We start from the raw sequence: 15,676 nt of genomic DNA on the forward strand, positions 1-15,676 counted from the left end.
GTCCGTCCCGAGCGGCCCCCGTGCATCCGGACGGGTGTCGTACCGCGTCGTACCGGGGAGTGTCAGACCTTGGTATCCACCCCTAGGGGTACGCATGCGACGGGAGGAGGACCCGGGGGGCCGTGAGGTTCCCTCCCGGGAGCGATGTGCGGGACGGCGCGAAAACGCACCATGGATGCATGAGCCCCGCAACCTTCACCTCGATCCAGGGCAGCCGTCCTAGCGGCGCCGAATCCGACTCCCTTCCGCGCAACGGCCTCGGCGGCATGCTGCGCGCCGTCAAGATTTTCGCGGCGACCGCCGTCAGCGTCGTCGTGCTCGGTGAATACGCCGAGGACGCGGGCGTCATACGCCACTGACCTCGGGTCCCGCGCAGCACATCCACTGATCCACTAGGGTCTCGCGGGTGACCCGGAGTCCCGTTCCCAGCCGCTCACCGTCGTCCTTCGCCGGTGTGCTGCTGACCGGCTCGCTGCTGCTGCTCGGCGTGCTCTGCATCGCCCTGCGCATTCCGGTGGCCGACGCCCTCGTCCAGGGTTTCTCCGCCGCCGAGTGGGGGCCGTCCGCCACGTATCCGCCGTTCGCCGCGATCCTGTTCACGCCCGCCGCGTGGCTGCCGAGCGGCGCGCTGAAGGCCGTCCTCGTCCTCGGCAACGCCGGCCTGCTCGCCCTGCTGATCACCCTGTCCTGCCGCCTCGCGGGACTCCGGTCCCGGCCCGGGCCCGTGCTGGCCGCCACCATCGCCGGGCTGTGGCTGCAGCCGCTGTTCCAGGCACCGCTGCCCGGTCTGATCAACCTGGCGCTCGCCTGCCTGGTGCTGTGGGACCTCGGCCGGCCGCGCTCCGCGCTCGGCAAGGGCTTCGCGCTGGGCGTCGCCGCCGGGATCACCCTCGCCCCGGCGGCCATCGCCGCGTACCTCCTGCTGACCCGCCGCGTCCGCGCCGGGCTCACCGCGCTGGCGGCCTCGGCCGGGACCGCCCTGCTCGGGCTGCTGGTCCTGCCGGAGGCCTCCGCCGAGTTCTGGACCCGGCACCTGGCCGAAGCGGCCCGGGCCCTCGTACTGGACTGGCCGCCGCTGTGGGTCTGGTGCGCTCCCTTACTGGCCGTCCTGACGGCCCGCGCGTGCCGGAGTCAGTCGCTCGCCAGCAGCTCGTCGGCGTCCATGATCCGGTAGGCGTACCCCTGCTCGGCGAGGAACCGCTGGCGGTGCGCCGCGAAGTCCTGGTCGATCGTGTCGCGTGCGACGACCGAGTAGAACCGCGCCTCGTGGCCGTCCGCCTTCGGCCGCAGCACGCGGCCCAGGCGCTGGGCCTCCTCCTGGCGGGAGCCGAAGGTGCCCGACACCTGGATGGCGACGGTGGCCTCCGGCAGGTCGATGGAGAAGTTCGCGACCTTCGAGACGACCAGCACGCTGATCTCGCCCTCGCGGAAGGCGTTGAAGAGCTTCTCGCGCTGCGCGTTGGAGGTCTCGCCCTTGATGACGGGGGCGTTCAGGTGCTCGCCCAGCTCGTCGAGCTGGTCGATGTACTGCCCGATGACGAGGGTCTGCTCACCGCGGTGCTTGGCCACCAGCGCCTCGGTGACCTTGCGCTTCGTCGCCGTCGTCGCGCAGAAGCGGTACTTCTCCTCCGTCTCGGCCGTCGCGTACGCGAGCCGCTCCGACTCCGTCAGATTGACCCGGACCTCCACGCAGTCGGCGGGCGCGATGTAGCCCTGCGCCTCGATCTCCTTCCACGGGGCGTCGAACCGCTTCGGCCCGATGAGGGAGAAGACGTCCGACTCCCGCCCGTCCTCGCGCACCAGCGTCGCGGTCAGGCCGAGCCGGCGGCGCGCCTGCAGGTCGGCGGTGAACTTGAAGACCGGCGCGGGCAGCAGGTGCACCTCGTCGTAGACGATCAGGCCCCAGTCCCGGGAGTCGAAGAGCTCCAGGTGCGGGTAGACGCCCTTCCGCTTGGTCGTCAGGACCTGGTAGGTGGCGATGGTGACGGGCCGGATCTCCTTGCGGGTACCGGAGTACTCGCCGATCTCGTCCTCCGTCAGCGAGGTCCGCTTGACCAGCTCGTGCTTCCACTGGCGGGCCGAGACGGTGTTGGTCACCAGGATCAGCGTCGTCGCCTTGGCCATCGCCATGGCCCCGGCGCCGACCAGCGTCTTGCCGGCGCCGCAGGGCAGCACGACCACACCGGAGCCGCCGTGCCAGAAGCCCTCGACGGCCTGCTGCTGGTACGGCCGCAGGGCCCAGCCGTTCTCGGCCAGGTCGATCGGGTGCGCCTCGCCGTCCACGTAGCCGGCGAGGTCCTCGGCGGGCCAGCCCAGCTTGAGCAGCGTCTGCTTGATCTGCCCGCGCTCGGAGGGGTGCACGGCCACGGTGTCGGCGTCGAGCCGCGCACCGACGAGCGGGGCGACCTTCTTGGACCGCAGGATCTCCTCCAGCACCGGCCGGTCGGTGCTGGTGAGCACCAGTCCGTGGACGGGGTGCTTGGAGAGGGTCAGGCGGCCGTAGCGCGCCATGGTCTCGGCGACGTCGACGAGGAGTGCGTGCGGGACGGGGTAGCGGGAGTACTCGACGAGCGCGTCGACGACCTGCTCGGCGTCATGGCCGGCGGCCCGGGCGTTCCACAGGCCGAGCGGGGTGATCCGGTAGGTGTGGATGTGCTCGGGGGCCCGCTCCAGCTCGGCGAAGGGGGCGATGGCACGCCGGGCGGCTCCGGCGAGCTCGTGGTCGACTTCGAGAAGGAGGGTTTTGTCGCTCTGGACGATGAGTGGACCATTCACGCGCGGCGCCCCGTTTCATTCAGGTCAAACCTCCAGTGTGCCGTACGGCGCGGAGGGTGGGAACACGGCGCTTCGGCGGGGCGCCAGGCGGGGCACGCGGCAGGCGGCCCGGTGGGTCAGCGGCCCAGGCCGTCCAGGAGCAGGGCGAGGCCCCTGTGGAACTCAGACGCGGTCCCGGCGCGCTGACAGGTCCTGCCCGGCGCCCGACGCTCCGTAGTCCGCTCGCACCCTCTGTCGACGCTGTTCAGACTATGCGCACGTCCGGGGTGTAGAGGATCCACTTGCCGCCCTGCTCGCGGAACCTCTGCTCCTTCGCCATGATTTCCTCCGCGTGATTCCAGGCGAAGAGCAGCGCGTATTCGGGGTAGGGGTCGCCGAAGGCATCCGGGGTCCGGACCGGGATGTGGGAGCCGGGAGTGAGCCGGCCCTGCTTGGCGGGGGTGCTGTCGCAGACGAAGGAGATCAGCTCGGGTCCGATGCCGCAGTAGTTGGCGACGGTGGCGCTCTTGGCCGTGGCACCGTAGGCGACGACCCGGCGGCCTTCCGCCCGCAACCGGGTGAGCAGAGCGGTCAGCTCGTCGCGGGTGCGCCGGACCTCGGCGGCGAAGCGCTCCAGCGTGACCGGCTCGGCGAGGTCCTTGCTGTCCTCGTCGGCCAGCAGCTCAGCCACGGACGCCGTGGGCACCCGCGTACCCCGGCGTGCGAGGGTGTAGCGGACCTCGCCGCCGTGCACGGGCAGGCGGAGGACGTCGACCAGCTCGAAGCCGTAGTGGTGGGCCATGCTCTGCACCGAACGGGCCGTGAAGAAGTAGAAGTGCTCGTCGTAGATCTGGTCGAACGAGGTCCGCTCGACGATATCGCCGAGGTAGGGGTCCTCGAAGACGAACACCCCCTCCGGCTTGAGCAGCGCGTCCAAGCCGCGGAAGATCGAGTCCAGGTACGGGAGATGGCACAGGGTGTTGGCGGCGTAGACGACATCCGCCCGGCCCTCGGCCGCGGCGATGGCGAGCGCCGTCTCCTCCTCGAAGAACGCGGTACGGACCCGCACTCCCTTGGCCCGCGCCCGGTCGGCCACGCCTGCTGAGGGATCGACACCCAGATGACGCACCCCGGCCCCGGCGACGGTGGCCAGCATGACGCCGTCGTTGCAGCCGATCTCGACGACGAACGGGTCCGGGTCGGCGGCCACGGTGGCGAGAATGCCCCGGGCCGTGGCCTCGAAGTGCTCCCGCATCACCGAGGATCCCGAGGAGTGGTACGGGTAGTCCTCGTGGAACATCCGCTCGCGCGGAACCTCCTCCATCAGCTGCACCATCGTGCAGGAACCGCACCGCCCGACGGCGAGCCGGAAGAAGAACTCGCCGTGCGTCTCCCCGGGCTTGGGGAAGGCGTCGGAGTTGGGCTGCGCCCCCAGATCGAGGAACTCGGTCAGCGGGCCCGCGCAGATACGGCAGATGGTCATCGGTTCTCCTGAGGGTGTGCGAAGAGCGGGAGCATGCCCTCGGCGGCCGCTTCCGCGAGGGTGAGCGCCAGCCGGTCCCGCTCCGAGAGGACCGGGGTGATGTCACGCGGAATGGGTAGGCCGAGTTCCGGGTCCAGGACGGACACGGCGAGCTCGTGCTCCGCGACGTAGCCGGTCGACAGCAGGTAGGACATGACCGTGTCGTCCTCCAGGGCCACGAAGGCGTGCCCCACGCCGGGTGGGATGTATACGGCGCGGAAGCTCCGGTCGTCCAGTACGACGGAGTCCCAGGTGCCGAACGCCGGCGAACCGACGCGGAGGTCGACGACGAGGTCCAGGGCCGAACCGCGCGGGCAGTGGACGTACTTCTCGGTGCCCGGGGACACGGCGGTGTAGTGCACACCCCGTACCACGCCCCTGCGGGAAAGACTCTGACTAGCCTGTCTCACCGGGAAGAGCGGCCCGGCGGACCGCTCCTCGAAGGTGGAGACGAACAGGCCCCGGTCGTCCGGGTAGCGGGTGGGGGTGAACTCCACCGCGCCGGGAACGGAGAGCTCGCGTGCCTTCACGACAGTTCCGCCAGTACGTCGAGCAGCGCGCCGATCACCCGGTCCTGCACATCGCGTGGCAGTGAGGGGTACATGGGAAGCGAGAAGATCTCGCCCGCGAGGGCCTCCGTGACCGGAAGCGCGCCGCGGGAGTAGCCGAGGTGGGCGAAGCCGGACATGGTGTGCACCGGCCACGGATAGCTGATGTTGAGGGAGATCCCGCGCGACTTCAACGCCTCGATGATGCGGTCCCGTTGGGGATGGCGGACCACGTAGACGTAGTAGACGTGGTCGTTGCCGGGTGCGGTGGCCGGCAGGATCAGCCCGGTGTCCTTCAGTCCCTCGGCGTAGCGCCGGGCGACGGCGCGACGCCCCTCGATGTAGGCGTCGAGGCGACCGAGTTTGCGGCGCAGGATCTCGGCCTGGAGTTCGTCGAGCCGGCTGTTGTGCCCGGGGGTCTCGACGACGTAGTACCGCTCCTCCATGCCGTAGTACCGCAGTCGGCGCAACCGGTCGGCCACGGCCGCGTCGGAGGTGATCGCCGCGCCGGCGTCGCCGTACGCCCCGAGCACCTTCGTCGGGTAGAAGGAGAACGCGGCGGCGTCGCCGATGGTGCCCGCCTGCCGGCCGTGCCGTCGGGCGCCGTGCGCCTGGGCGCAGTCCTCAAGGAGGACCAGGCCGTGTGCCGTGGCGATGTCCTTCAGCACCTCCATGTCGGCGCACTGGCCGTAGAGGTGGACCGGAAGGATGCAGCGCGTCCGGGGGGTGATCGCCGCGGCGACCTGGTCGGTGTCCATGAGGAAGTCCTCCTCACGCACATCGACGAAGACCGGGGTGGCGCCGACCGCGTCGATCGCCAGCACGGTGGGGGCTGCCGTGTTCGACACGGTGATCACCTCGTCGCCCGGACCGACGCCCAGTGCCTGGAGCGCGAGCTTGATCGCGTTGGTGCCGTTGTCCAGGCCCACGCAGTGGTCCACACCGTGGTAGGCGGCGAACTCCGTCTCGAAGCCGTGCACGCTCTTGCCGAGCACGAGCTGCCCGGAACCGAAGACCGTTTCGACGGCGTCCAGGAGGTCCGTACGCTCCTTCGCGTACTCCTCCAGGTAGTCCCAGACATACGTGGTCACAGGTGGATCCCTTCCTTGGCCGATGGACCGGTGTGAGGTGTGGGTGTGGGCGTGGGTACGTGTGCCGTGGACACGGCGTGAGCGGCGACGGCCTGCTCCAGTGCGTCGCGCAGAACTGCCCTGGGCGCCCACCCGGTGACCGACCGGAAGGCGGACGAATCGGCTCGTACGCTGCGGAAGTCCAGACCGATGGCACCGTCCGGCGGGTCCACTCGCAGCACAGGTACCGGTGGCCGCCCGGTGTGCCGACCGACGATCTCGGCGATCGTCCGGAACACTTCCCCGAGGCCGTGGCCGAGGCCGCAGCCGACGTCCCAGTGCCGGCCGGCGAGGGCATCCGCGTGGTCCAGCGCCGACAGGAAGGCGCGGGCCGCGTCGTCGACGTGGAGGAGGTCGCGCTCGATCGTGCCGTCGTGCCACATGGTCAGCGGCTCACCGGCGAAGCCTCGGCGGATCATGGCCGCCACTACGCCCCGGCCGAGATCTCCCGGCACGGGGCCCTGGCCGTAGACGGTCGGCAGGCGCAGGACCGCGCCACGGAGCGAGCCCGCCGCGAAGGCCGCGCGCAGGATGCGCTCGGAGGCCAGCTTCTGCCGTTCGTAGGCGTTCGCCGGGGCCGGGCCGCCGGGCGGGAGGACCGTACTGGCGTAGATCACCGCGGGTGGCGGCCCGTCGGTCCGGCCGGACCTGAGGCTCTCGACGAGGTCGAGCGTCACGGTGACGTTGGCGTGTTCGCCGTCCGGGTCGCCGTCCCGTGTCCGCCAGTCGCCCGTGGCCGAACGGTGGGTGACCAGATGGATCACGGCGTCCGAACCCGCCACCGCGTCGGCGACCGCGCCGGGGTCGGTGAGGTCGGCCGTGCGGACGTCCGGTTCCGCGAGGCCGTCACCGGCCACGGGGCAAGGGCGGCGCGACACCGTACGCAACCGGACCGGCCGACTGCGCAGGAGTGCGACGACGGCCGAACCGATGTAACCCGACGCGCCGAGCACAGTGACCAGAGGGCGGGCGGCCGGCGTCCGGGCCCCGGCCATCACCGCACTCCGACGGGACGGGGCGCCGTGGCCAGGGAGTGCAGACAGGCGAGCAGGCTGCGGGTCTCCATGCTCACGTAGTGGCTGTGACGCAGCAGGCCGGACAGCTGGTGAGGCGTCATCCAGCGGAAGTCCGGGTGCTCGGCCAGCTCCGGGCGGTACGGCGTCTCGACGATGAGGTGCCGGGTTCGCGCATGGTAGAAGCGGCCGCCCTCCTCCGACTGGACCGTGTCGAACCTGACGGCGGAGGCGGGCGCCCCCAGCACCTCGTCGAGCAGCGGTGGCCGGGCGGCGGCGGGAAGGACGTCGTAGTTCTCCGGCACGCACTGCAGGGTCGGGGCGAGTTCCACGGCGTCCACGTACCCGACCTCCGCACGCAGTTGGACGAGAGCGTGCAGGACGCCGTCGATACGGGTGACGAGGAGGCCCACGACCCCCATGCCGCGCGGCGCGATCATCGGCTGGTCCCAGCGGGCGACCTCGCGGCCCGCCGCTGTCACCTGTACACCGATGACGTCGAAGAACCGGCCGCTTTCGTGGGAGATCCGGCCTTCCGTCCGCCGCCATCCGGGGAGTCCGGTCAGCGGCACCCGGCTGACGGCGAGGTCGGCGCGCACCCGCGTGTCAGTGATCCAGCTGAGGAGACTCCGCTCCGTGTGATGCGTGGGCGAGCCCGCACGGCACGACCGGAGCAGTGCCATGGCGAACTCGTCCCGCTCCCGCCCGGGTTCCCGCTCCCGCCCGGGTTCCGGCTCCGGCTCCGTGAGGGGCAGACAGGCCAGCACCGAACGGGTGTCCATGTTGACCAGATCGTCCTGGGCCAGCAGCCGGTGCAGTTGAGGCAGCGACAGCCAGTGGAACCCGTCGTGGAGTCGCACCTCGCCCCGGACCTCGACCACCATGTTGCGATTGCGCTTGCGCAGGAACCAGGCACCTTGTTCGGACTGGCGGACATCGGCCACCACCCGGTGCCGGGACGGGTTCCTGAAGTAGTCGAGGTAGGGGACGGGTTTGCCGCCGTGCACCCGGAGGTAGTTGCTCCGGGTCGCCTGAACGGTCGGGGAGACCTGGATGCCGTCGCAGTTGCCGGGCTCGGCCTTCAGCTGCATCAGATAGTGCGGAACGCCGTCGAACTCCTTGACCAGGATGCCCAGTATCCCGATCTCCGGCTGGTCGATGATCGGCTGGGACCAGTGGTCGACCGGGTGCCCCGGGCGGTCGACGCGCACTCCCTCCACGGTGAAGAAGCGGCCGCCGTGATGACGGATGGTCCCGGTGGCCGGGTCCGCGGTCCATCCGGCGAGGGCGTCGAGCGGCACTCTTCGGACCGTGGTGAACATGCGGTCCCGGGCGTCGTCGAGCGCGCGGTGGAACCCCTCCAAGGATGTCACCGCACCACACTTCCCGCGGGCAGGACGTCCTCGAAGAACGCCTGCTGGTGGGCCATCGTGGTGCGGAAGTGGGCGCTGTAGCGCTCCGCGTGCTCGGCGGTCATGGTGCCCAGCACCATCGCGAGGGCGACGTAGCCGTCCTTGGGCTCGATGATCAGGTTGTTCCACACCATCCGGACGGCTTCCACATGCCGGTCGACGGCGCCGGTCAGGGCGTCGGTACCGCCTTCCCAGCCGAGGGGCAGCACCAGTTCGCCGGAATCGGCCAGCGAGCCGTACCAGTGATGGAGATCAGTGCGGCTGGCTTCGAGCCCCGCTCGGAAGTGCCGGGGATGGGTGAGGGCCCGGTACGCGGCGCGGGCGGCACGGGCATCCTCGAACCGCGCGATCTCATGGTCGTAGTCGCACGGAAGGCTGTGCTGCCGAGTGCCGGGGTCGTCCAGCATGTTGACCGTGACGTCGAGGAGCGTCGTGCAACGGACCCCCGCGTCGGTCATGCGCAGCCACAGGTCCCAGTCCTCAAGGCCGACCGGGGACTCGCGCCAGCCGCCCACCGACTCCGCGAGGCCTGCCCTGTGCGCGGCGCACGAGTTCTCGAACAGGGGATTCATCAGCTGGAGTTCGGGCGCCCAGCACATGGTCAGCGGATCGGCCGTGGTGGTGACCGTGCCGGACGCGTTCACCTTCCTCGCCCGGGTGGCCACGAACTGCGCGCCGTCGTCGAAGGCGGCTGTCAGGAGCCCGAGATGGCCGCTCTCCCAGCGGTCGTCGTGGTCCAGGTAGGCGATGTACTCGCCCTTCGCCTCGGGCAGAACGAGGTTGGTGGGGCCGGCCTGGAAGCCGAAGTGCGGGACCCGCCGCAGCCGGATCCGGTCGTCCTGCGCCGCGACCTCGGCCACGACCTCGTCCGTGTCGTCGTCGCTGCCGTCGGATACGACGATCATCTCCCAGTCACGCATCGACTGCGCTCGGACGGAGTCCAGCGTGGGCAGGATGGCCCGGCTGCGGTTGTAGGTCGGGCATATAACGGAGACGCGGGGCATCGGCGACTCCTTCCGTTCGTCGGTTGACAGGCGCGAGGGCCCCTTGGATCGCATTGTTTCCGCAATAAAGGGCGTTGTTCTCGCCCTCGCGCCGAGCCATCGGTCCTTGAAGGATTCCGCGGCCCGCACCATCCGTAATGGAATGCCAGGGAATAGGTTGAACAGAAAGGTGGGCCGGTGTCAACACGCTGCGTTTCCACGGGTCCGCAGGCTGTCCCCGGCGGTGTGGATCTGTACGTCACTGCAGGCAGGCACCCCGAGGGAGGCCAGGTGGGGGGCATCCCGGTCTGCGGAGGGGGCGATACTAGCCTCGCGACGGGGGCGTCGGCCCTCCCGCGGCGTCTACTTTTATCCATGTCGCCAACGAGATTCCCGCAAGGGGTCTTGGCGGGAGAATTCTGCGGCGACCAGACATAATATGTCGCCGTAGTCGCAAGGATTCTCGTTGCACTCGAACTGACCGTCGATGTGCGCGATGTCGATTGTGCGCAATGTCGATGTGCGCGATTCGGGGGGACAGATGACCAAGTATTCAGTTCTTGTTCCGTTCCTGCCACGCAGGCCGGAACAGTTGCTGCCGTATGCCGCTCTGGTGGACTGGACGGCGGCGGAACGGCTGTGGCAGGGCCAGTCGATGCTCGTCGATCCCTTCCAGGGCTTCGCCGCCGCGGCGGGGTCCGGGTTCCGGGTCCCGGTGGGGCTCGGTGTCACGCTGATGCCGTTGAGGCATCCCTTCGAGGCGGCGCACCAGGTCAGATCGCTGGCCATGGCCACCGGCCATCCGGTGGTGGCAGGGTTCGGGCCCGGTGGGGCCTCGTTCCAGCAAAGTCTCGTCGGCGCCCCGTACGCCAGCCCGCTGACTGCGGCCCGTGAGTATCTCGGCATCGTCCGCGGTCTGCTGAACGGCGAAACCGTGCAGGCCGAAGGGGATTACTTCTCGTGCCACGGCGCCCTCGCGCCGAGCCCGGCTCCTGCGGTGGAACTCGGACTCGGTGTGCTGCGCCCTGGCATGGCACGAGTCGCCGGTGCGGTCGCGGACTGCGCCATCACTTGGCTGACCCCGGCGTCGTACCTGCGCGACACGGTGCTGCCCGCCCTGCGGGAGGGTGCCGCGGCGGCAGGCCGGCCGGTGCCCCGGATCGTGGCCATGGTGCCGCTGGCCCTGCGCCGGCCGGACCGCGACCCGGCAGAGGTCGCGCTGGCCAGCAACGCTCCACACCTCGCGGCACCGCACTACATCGACATGCTCCAGCGCGCCGGTATCGCGGTGGACGAGGGCGATACGGCACTGAGCGCCCGGCGACTCGTGGAAGGACGCGGTTTCCTCCACGGGGACATCGACGGACTGGTCGAACAGCTCGCCGAGTACCGGGAGGCGGGGGTGGACGAGGTCGTGTTGAACACGACCGGAGTGTTCAACCTGCACGGCCATCATGCGGCCATGGCGGACCTCAAGACGATTCTGGCGGCTGTCGCGTAATGAAGGGCACGGGGGACATGGAACACAGTCAGCTCAAGCGGGCCAAGCGGCAGTTGGCGTCCTGGGGAACAGGCCGCACCGGCCCGGGGAACGACGGCCCGGCCCAGGAGGCCTGCACCGCGACCGTCGTACTGGAGAGCGCCGCACAGCTCTCTCCGGTGCTGGCCTCGGACTTCGTCGGCGACCGGACCGTCGTCTTCGTGCCGGACGGCCAGAACGGCCGCCCGGTACGCCAGGCGGATCCGCAGGCCCCGGGTGCGGTCGGGCCCCTCGTCGTCCCGTACGAAGGGTCCCTGGCCGAGCCCGGCGACGAGATGTCGGTCGGAGACTCCTTCTTCCTGCAGACCCAGGACTACGCCACCAGCGAGTACATGTCGGTGATCGGTCCCACGCTGATCAGGATCACCGAAGAGGCCGACTTCGACGGGTACCTGGCGGACGCGGACCGCGCCCGGAACCAGGGTACGTTCGCCGACTTTGCGACCGACCCCGCCGTGCGGATCGGCGACCTCTCCGCGCTGGGCGCGGGCCCGGTCGGCGACGGCCCGTTCACCCGCCTGTACGTGCGGTCCACCGGCGAGGTGTCCCTCTCACCCGTGGCCCTGCCCCTGGGCACCGTCGCCGACGGCGGCGCCGCTCTGGCGGCGGAGTGGACCAGGCTCAACTCCGGGAGCGCACATCCCTGCGCGGTCTCCCTGGGCCTCGTCGTGCCCGACCGGGCACGTACGGACGCGCTGACCGCACGGCCGTGGCTCGGCCGGTATCTGGCCGCACTCGACGCCGTCCGGGAGCTCCGTTCCCGGGGGATCACCGGCCTCAAAGTCTCCGGATTCGGCGCCCGTCTGGTGCCCGGCCTGGCGGAACTCGGTGACAGCGCCGCCGACCGCGATGACGTGGATGCTCCACTGCTGCTGTGGACCGGGGAGAACGCCGTGGTGCACAGTGCCCGCACCGGCCGGTTCTTCGCTCTCGGCCGTGGCGCCGCGGAGCTGGCCGAAACCCTGCTGGTCCACGGATCGGTCGAGGCCGCCGCCGCCCACGCGGACCGTGCCGCGCTGACTCAGGTCGAGACCCTCTTCTCCTCCGCCGGTGCCCGGCTCACGGTCCCGATGGCGGCCGTCCGATGACGGCGACGGCCGTCGGCGGAACGCCGCGGTCGGTCCCCGGACGGGCCGGCCGCGCGCTGGCCGAGCTCGGGGACCGGGTGGTCATGTGCGGGATCTACGACGAGGTCGGCTCACTGATCTACGACGACCTGAGCAGGAACGACACCCATGAGGTCCGTGAACTGATCGGTCTCGTCCGCCGACGCCCCGGACCGGTCCTGGAACTCGCCGCCGGAACGGGCCGGTTGACGATGCCCCTGCTCGCACTCGGCAGGGACGTCACGGCACTCGAACTGGAACGCCCCATGCTGGACCTGCTCCTGGCCCGCCTCCAGGAGGCCCCCGAGCGGCTGCGCGAACGCTGCACCACCATCGAGGGGGACATGGCGTCCTTCACGCTGGACCGCCGGTTCGGGGCGGTCGTCCTCGGGACGACCTCGATCTCGCTACTCGACGAAGAGGGCCGTACCGCGCTCTATCGCACGGTGCGCGACCATCTGGCCCCCGGCGGGGCGTTCCTGCTCTCCACCACGTATCCCACCACCGGATCCACCCAGGACGAGATACGCATCGACATGGCCGGTGCCAGCGGCCGGCTCTACCACCTGCACGAGCACTGGTCCCCGCAGACCGGCACGCGCACCGTCACCCTCCACGCGGCCGATCTCTCCGAGGGCCCGGTCCACGTGTGCACCTCGACGGTCGCGGCCCTCCCGGCCGACCTGTTGGAGAACGAACTGGCCGCCGCCGGTTTCCGGGTGAACACCCGCCTCACGCTGCGCACCGGTGGCGACCGACACGAATCCGTACTGCTGGAAGCAGAGGTGGAGCCCCGATGAACGACGGACAGGCCCTGTGGCCCTCGCTGTTGCCGCCCGCGCAGCAGGGCGACGACACGCTGTGCGCGGTCTCCGCCGAAGGCGTCCGCGTCCGCTTCGCCGACGGCCGTGAACTGCTCTGTGGCACCAGCGGGTTGTGGAACACCAACATCGGCTACGGCAATCCCGTCATCGCCGAGGCGGTGGCGGCGGCCCTGCGTGACGCTTCCTACCTCTCCGTCTTCCGGTACGAGAACAGCTACGCCCGCAAGGCCGCGTCGGCTCTCGTCGACGTCTGCGGCGCCGACCACTACGGCCGGGTGCTGTTCTCCACCTCCGGCGGCGCCGCCAACGACCTGGTGATGAAGATCGCCAGGCTGCACCACGCGCTGCGCGGCGACGCCCGGCGCAAGGTGGTGGTCGGTCTGCGCGGCAGCTACCACGGCCTGACCTTCGGCAGCTTTGCGCTGACCGGTGATGATCTGGGCCAGTCGGTGTATGGCGTCGATCAGAGGCTGGTGCGGCACGTGGCCCCGAACGACCCGGCCGAGCTGGTGACGCTGCTCGGCAGGCAGGGGAGCCAGATCGCGGCCGTCGTCGTCGAGCCCGTCCTCGGCAACGGTGCGGTACCGCTCACCGAGGAGTACGTGAACGCTCTGCTGCGGTTGCGCGACGAGCACGGATTCCTGCTGGTCGCCGACGAGGTGGCCACCGGCTTCGGCCGTACCGGTTCCTTCCTCGCCTCGCAGAGGTGGGCCGGGCAGCCCGATCTGCTGGTCGTCTCCAAGGGGCTCACGAACGGCACCATGCCCGCCGCCGCGGTCGTCGTCTCGACCGAGGTGGCCCGGGTGTTCAACGACGCGGGAGCCGTGCTTGCGCACGGCGAGACCCAAGCGGGAACCCCGGCGACCTGCGCCGCGATCCTCGCCACCCTTGAGGAGATGCGCCGGCTCGACGCGATCGCCGCCGGCCGAAGCCTGGCCGTACTCCTGGACACCGAGCTGGACCGGCTGGTCGCCGAGCGGCCCGACGTCACCGCCACCAGCGGCGTCGGCTGCTTCCGGGCCCTGCGACTGTGCGGCCGGGACGGGACACCCCTGCCGCAGACCGAGGTCCCCGCCGTGGTCGCGGCGATCAGAGCGGCGGGTGCAATCGTGCATCCCGGACCGCACGGCATCCAGCTCTTCCCCGCGCTGACCTACAGTGATGCCGAACTGGCCGAGCTGCTCGACCGGGTGCGGACCGGACTCACGGCGTACACGCGGCAGGCGACGGCCGCGACGGCCGGGGTGGCCGGGGTGGCCGGATGAACCTCAGCTGGCACTGCCCGACGCTGACGCTGTTCGGCGCCGACGGGATCGCCGGATGGCTTGACGCACGGCCTGCCGTGCGGCACATCACCGTGCTGGTCGACGCAGCCGTCGCCGACAGCCCGATCGTTTCCCGGGTGCGGACCTCGGTCGCAGGATCGGGCCGTGACGTGCTCGTCCTCGCGCTGGAAGGGGCCAGCGACGCGGAAGGCGTCCTCGCGCTGGGGGACAACCTCCACGGCACGGACGTGATCGTCGCAGTCGGCGGCGGCGCCCTGCTGGACCAGGCCAAGCTGGCGGCCCTGGCGCGGAACAACCCGGCCGCCCGCACGCGGCTGACCCTGCCGCAGCGCAGCGGGCTGATCCTGCTCCCGCCCGGGATCCAGCGCGGCCTTCCCCTGGTCGCGGTGCCCACCACCGTCGGTACGGGGGCGGAGGTGAGCGCGGCGGCATGCCTGGCCTTCCCCCAGGGCAGGCGGCTGATCCTGGGGGAGTCGCTGCAGCCCGAGGTCGCCGTACTGGACCCGCTGGCCACCAGCACACTGCCGGACGAGCTGATCGCCGAGGGCGTGCTGGAGGCCCTGTTCCGGGTGGTGAGCCTGTACGCGGGCGACCACCGGGACCTGCCGACCGAGGACGCGCTGGCCGAGACCCTGGCCACGCGGCTGGCCCAGCTCGGGCATCAGCTGCGTGACGTACGGCTGGGCGGCGGGCGCAGCGACGACCGGATCCGGCTGGAGATCGCCAAGGTGAGCGGACTGACCCACCTCGGCTGGACGTACATCGGACGCGACCGGTACGGGGCCAAGGGCTGGTATCTCGCCAACGAGCTGTCGTCCGTGCTCGGGCTGCGCAAGATGACCGCCGTGGCAGCGCTGCTGGAACCGCTGTGGCGGGCCATCGCCGACGGCGACCAGCGGCTGGGGTCGGCCCGGCGACTGTCCCGGATCTGGGCGCTGCTGCGTGCCACCGCCCCGGACGCCCTGCCCGAGGATCCGGCGGAGGGGATCGGCGCACTGACCGATTCCTGGCTGGTGGACCGGCGGATCAGCGCCGACGCCGCTCGGCTGGACACGGTGACGGCCCGGACCGTGCGCGCCTGGGGAGCCGGGCTGCCGATGCTCGGCGGGCTGCGGGCCGCCGACGTACGCGGCCTGCTCGACGGCGCCGTACTTGACGCGGAACCAGCCCTGCGCTGACGCGGCGTCACCAAAGACTTCCGTTCTCGCGCCGTGATCACGGCGCGGAGAACGGGGGAACACACAGAGAATCCGATTTCAGAGGGAGGGAAACATCATGCAGGGAGTTACCAACTTCTCGCAGGACCTGTCTGTGCCGGCACTTGAGCTCGGCATGCAGGAGCTTGAGGCCATGGAGGCCCCGGGCTGGTCCACGTGGGCCGGTTTCGGCACGGGCACTGTTGTCACCAGCGCCATCGCCTACGGCAGCGTCTACGTGGCCGTCAGCGGCGCGGCGATCACCTAGAGCGGCCTGCACCAACCGCCGGATTCTCCGAGTAACCATCGAGAAGAGGTATCGAAATGCAGGCGGTCTTCGAGCCCAAGACGGGCTTTGACCT

15 protein-coding genes are annotated in these 15,676 nt (G+C 70.6%); 8 read left to right on the forward strand and 7 right to left on the reverse strand.

The window, feature by feature from the left end:
- Positions 1 to 179 precede the first annotated feature (179 nt).
- Both ACFY04_RS31600 and ACFY04_RS31605 read left to right on the forward strand, forming a co-directional pair.
- Complete coding sequence (locus tag ACFY04_RS31600; protein WP_314251905.1) at positions 180 to 359, forward strand: hypothetical protein; 180 nt, start codon at positions 180 to 182, stop codon at positions 357 to 359.
- Between the two features lie 47 nt (positions 360 to 406).
- On the forward strand, positions 407 to 1,174 hold the full coding sequence (locus tag ACFY04_RS31605; RefSeq protein WP_389121980.1) for a glycosyltransferase 87 family protein: 768 nt from the start codon (positions 407 to 409) through the stop codon (positions 1,172 to 1,174).
- Here the strand turns inward: ACFY04_RS31605 and ACFY04_RS31610 are convergent.
- The 7 genes from ACFY04_RS31610 to ACFY04_RS31640 all read right to left on the reverse strand — a co-directional run bounded on the left by ACFY04_RS31610 (position 1,132) and on the right by ACFY04_RS31640 (position 9,383).
- Positions 1,132 to 2,775: a DNA repair helicase XPB gene (locus ACFY04_RS31610; protein ID WP_389121981.1), complete on the reverse strand. Its 1,644-nt coding sequence runs from the start codon at positions 2,773 to 2,775 to the stop codon at positions 1,132 to 1,134. The genes ACFY04_RS31605 and ACFY04_RS31610 overlap by 43 nt on opposite strands.
- Before the next feature lie 244 nt (positions 2,776 to 3,019).
- A complete protein-coding gene (locus ACFY04_RS31615; protein WP_389121984.1) occupies positions 3,020 to 4,237 on the reverse strand; it encodes a methyltransferase domain-containing protein in 1,218 nt (405 codons plus the stop codon).
- A complete protein-coding gene (locus tag ACFY04_RS31620) occupies positions 4,234 to 4,806 on the reverse strand; it encodes a dTDP-4-dehydrorhamnose 3,5-epimerase family protein (protein WP_389121987.1) in 573 nt (190 codons plus the stop codon). Before ACFY04_RS31620 ends, ACFY04_RS31615 begins: the two co-directional genes overlap by 4 nt.
- Positions 4,803 to 5,915 (reverse strand): DegT/DnrJ/EryC1/StrS family aminotransferase, encoded by a 1,113-nt coding sequence (locus tag ACFY04_RS31625; RefSeq protein WP_389121989.1) that lies wholly within the window; start codon positions 5,913 to 5,915, stop codon positions 4,803 to 4,805. The genes ACFY04_RS31620 and ACFY04_RS31625 overlap by 4 nt, the downstream gene beginning before the upstream one ends.
- Complete coding sequence (locus ACFY04_RS31630; RefSeq protein WP_389121991.1) at positions 5,912 to 6,949, reverse strand: NAD-dependent epimerase/dehydratase family protein; 1,038 nt, start codon at positions 6,947 to 6,949, stop codon at positions 5,912 to 5,914. Before ACFY04_RS31630 ends, ACFY04_RS31625 begins: the two co-directional genes overlap by 4 nt.
- Positions 6,949 to 8,340, reverse strand: coding sequence for an NDP-hexose 2,3-dehydratase family protein (locus ACFY04_RS31635; RefSeq protein ID WP_389121993.1), 1,392 nt, complete (start codon positions 8,338 to 8,340; stop codon positions 6,949 to 6,951). The genes ACFY04_RS31630 and ACFY04_RS31635 overlap by 1 nt, the downstream gene beginning before the upstream one ends.
- Positions 8,337 to 9,383, reverse strand: a complete 1,047-nt coding sequence (locus ACFY04_RS31640; protein ID WP_389121996.1) for a glycosyltransferase family 2 protein — start codon at positions 9,381 to 9,383, stop codon at positions 8,337 to 8,339. The genes ACFY04_RS31635 and ACFY04_RS31640 overlap by 4 nt, the downstream gene beginning before the upstream one ends.
- A 475-nt stretch (positions 9,384 to 9,858) precedes the next feature.
- Between ACFY04_RS31640 and ACFY04_RS31645 the strand changes: the two genes are divergently transcribed.
- The 6 genes from ACFY04_RS31645 (at position 9,859) to ACFY04_RS31670 (ending at position 15,582) form a co-directional block, all read left to right on the forward strand.
- Positions 9,859 to 10,863, forward strand: a complete 1,005-nt coding sequence (locus ACFY04_RS31645) for an LLM class flavin-dependent oxidoreductase (RefSeq protein WP_389121998.1) — start codon at positions 9,859 to 9,861, stop codon at positions 10,861 to 10,863.
- Between the two features lie 17 nt (positions 10,864 to 10,880).
- On the forward strand, positions 10,881 to 11,990 hold the full coding sequence (gene mpaB / locus ACFY04_RS31650; protein ID WP_389122000.1) for a daptide biosynthesis RiPP recognition protein: 1,110 nt from the start codon (positions 10,881 to 10,883) through the stop codon (positions 11,988 to 11,990).
- Entirely contained in the window at positions 11,987 to 12,808 is an 822-nt protein-coding gene (gene mpaM, locus ACFY04_RS31655) for a daptide-type RiPP biosynthesis methyltransferase (protein ID WP_389122003.1), read from the forward strand. Before mpaB ends, mpaM begins: the two co-directional genes overlap by 4 nt.
- The gene (mpaD, locus tag ACFY04_RS31660) at positions 12,805 to 14,097 is read left to right on the forward strand and encodes a daptide-type RiPP biosynthesis aminotransferase (protein ID WP_389122005.1); all 1,293 of its coding nucleotides are present in this window, start codon (positions 12,805 to 12,807) and stop codon (positions 14,095 to 14,097) included. Before mpaM ends, mpaD begins: the two co-directional genes overlap by 4 nt.
- Positions 14,094 to 15,296 carry a daptide-type RiPP biosynthesis dehydogenase gene (mpaC, locus tag ACFY04_RS31665; RefSeq protein WP_389122007.1) on the forward strand — a complete coding sequence of 401 codons (1,203 nt, stop codon included), beginning with the start codon at positions 14,094 to 14,096 and terminating at the stop codon, positions 15,294 to 15,296. The genes mpaD and mpaC overlap by 4 nt, the downstream gene beginning before the upstream one ends.
- Before the next feature lie 97 nt (positions 15,297 to 15,393).
- On the forward strand, positions 15,394 to 15,582 hold the full coding sequence (locus ACFY04_RS31670; protein WP_389122009.1) for a daptide-type RiPP: 189 nt from the start codon (positions 15,394 to 15,396) through the stop codon (positions 15,580 to 15,582).
- Positions 15,583 to 15,676 lie beyond the last annotated feature (94 nt).

The sequence above is a fragment of the Streptomyces sp. NPDC001549 genome (assembly GCF_042894025.1).
Classification (GTDB): domain Bacteria; phylum Actinomycetota; class Actinomycetes; order Streptomycetales; family Streptomycetaceae; genus Streptomyces; species Streptomyces kutzneri.

What these genes read in the sequence shown, in the direction of transcription:
- ACFY04_RS31600 (WP_314251905.1), top strand. Translation starts at nt 180, where the DNA reads ATGAGCCCCGCAACCTTCACCTCGATCCAGGGCAGCCGTCCTAGCGGC.
- ACFY04_RS31615 (WP_389121984.1), bottom strand. Translation starts at nt 4,237, where the DNA reads ATGACCATCTGCCGTATCTGCGCGGGCCCGCTGACCGAGTTCCTCGAT.
- ACFY04_RS31630 (WP_389121991.1), bottom strand. Translation starts at nt 6,949, where the DNA reads ATGGCCGGGGCCCGGACGCCGGCCGCCCGCCCTCTGGTCACTGTGCTC.
- ACFY04_RS31640 (WP_389121996.1), bottom strand. Translation starts at nt 9,383, where the DNA reads ATGCCCCGCGTCTCCGTTATATGCCCGACCTACAACCGCAGCCGGGCC.
- ACFY04_RS31645 (WP_389121998.1), top strand. Translation starts at nt 9,859, where the DNA reads ATGTCGATTGTGCGCAATGTCGATGTGCGCGATTCGGGGGGACAGATG.
- mpaB (WP_389122000.1), top strand. Translation starts at nt 10,881, where the DNA reads ATGGAACACAGTCAGCTCAAGCGGGCCAAGCGGCAGTTGGCGTCCTGG.
- mpaM (WP_389122003.1), top strand. Translation starts at nt 11,987, where the DNA reads ATGACGGCGACGGCCGTCGGCGGAACGCCGCGGTCGGTCCCCGGACGG.
- mpaD (WP_389122005.1), top strand. Translation starts at nt 12,805, where the DNA reads ATGAACGACGGACAGGCCCTGTGGCCCTCGCTGTTGCCGCCCGCGCAG.
- mpaC (WP_389122007.1), top strand. Translation starts at nt 14,094, where the DNA reads ATGAACCTCAGCTGGCACTGCCCGACGCTGACGCTGTTCGGCGCCGAC.
- ACFY04_RS31670 (WP_389122009.1), top strand. Translation starts at nt 15,394, where the DNA reads ATGCAGGGAGTTACCAACTTCTCGCAGGACCTGTCTGTGCCGGCACTT.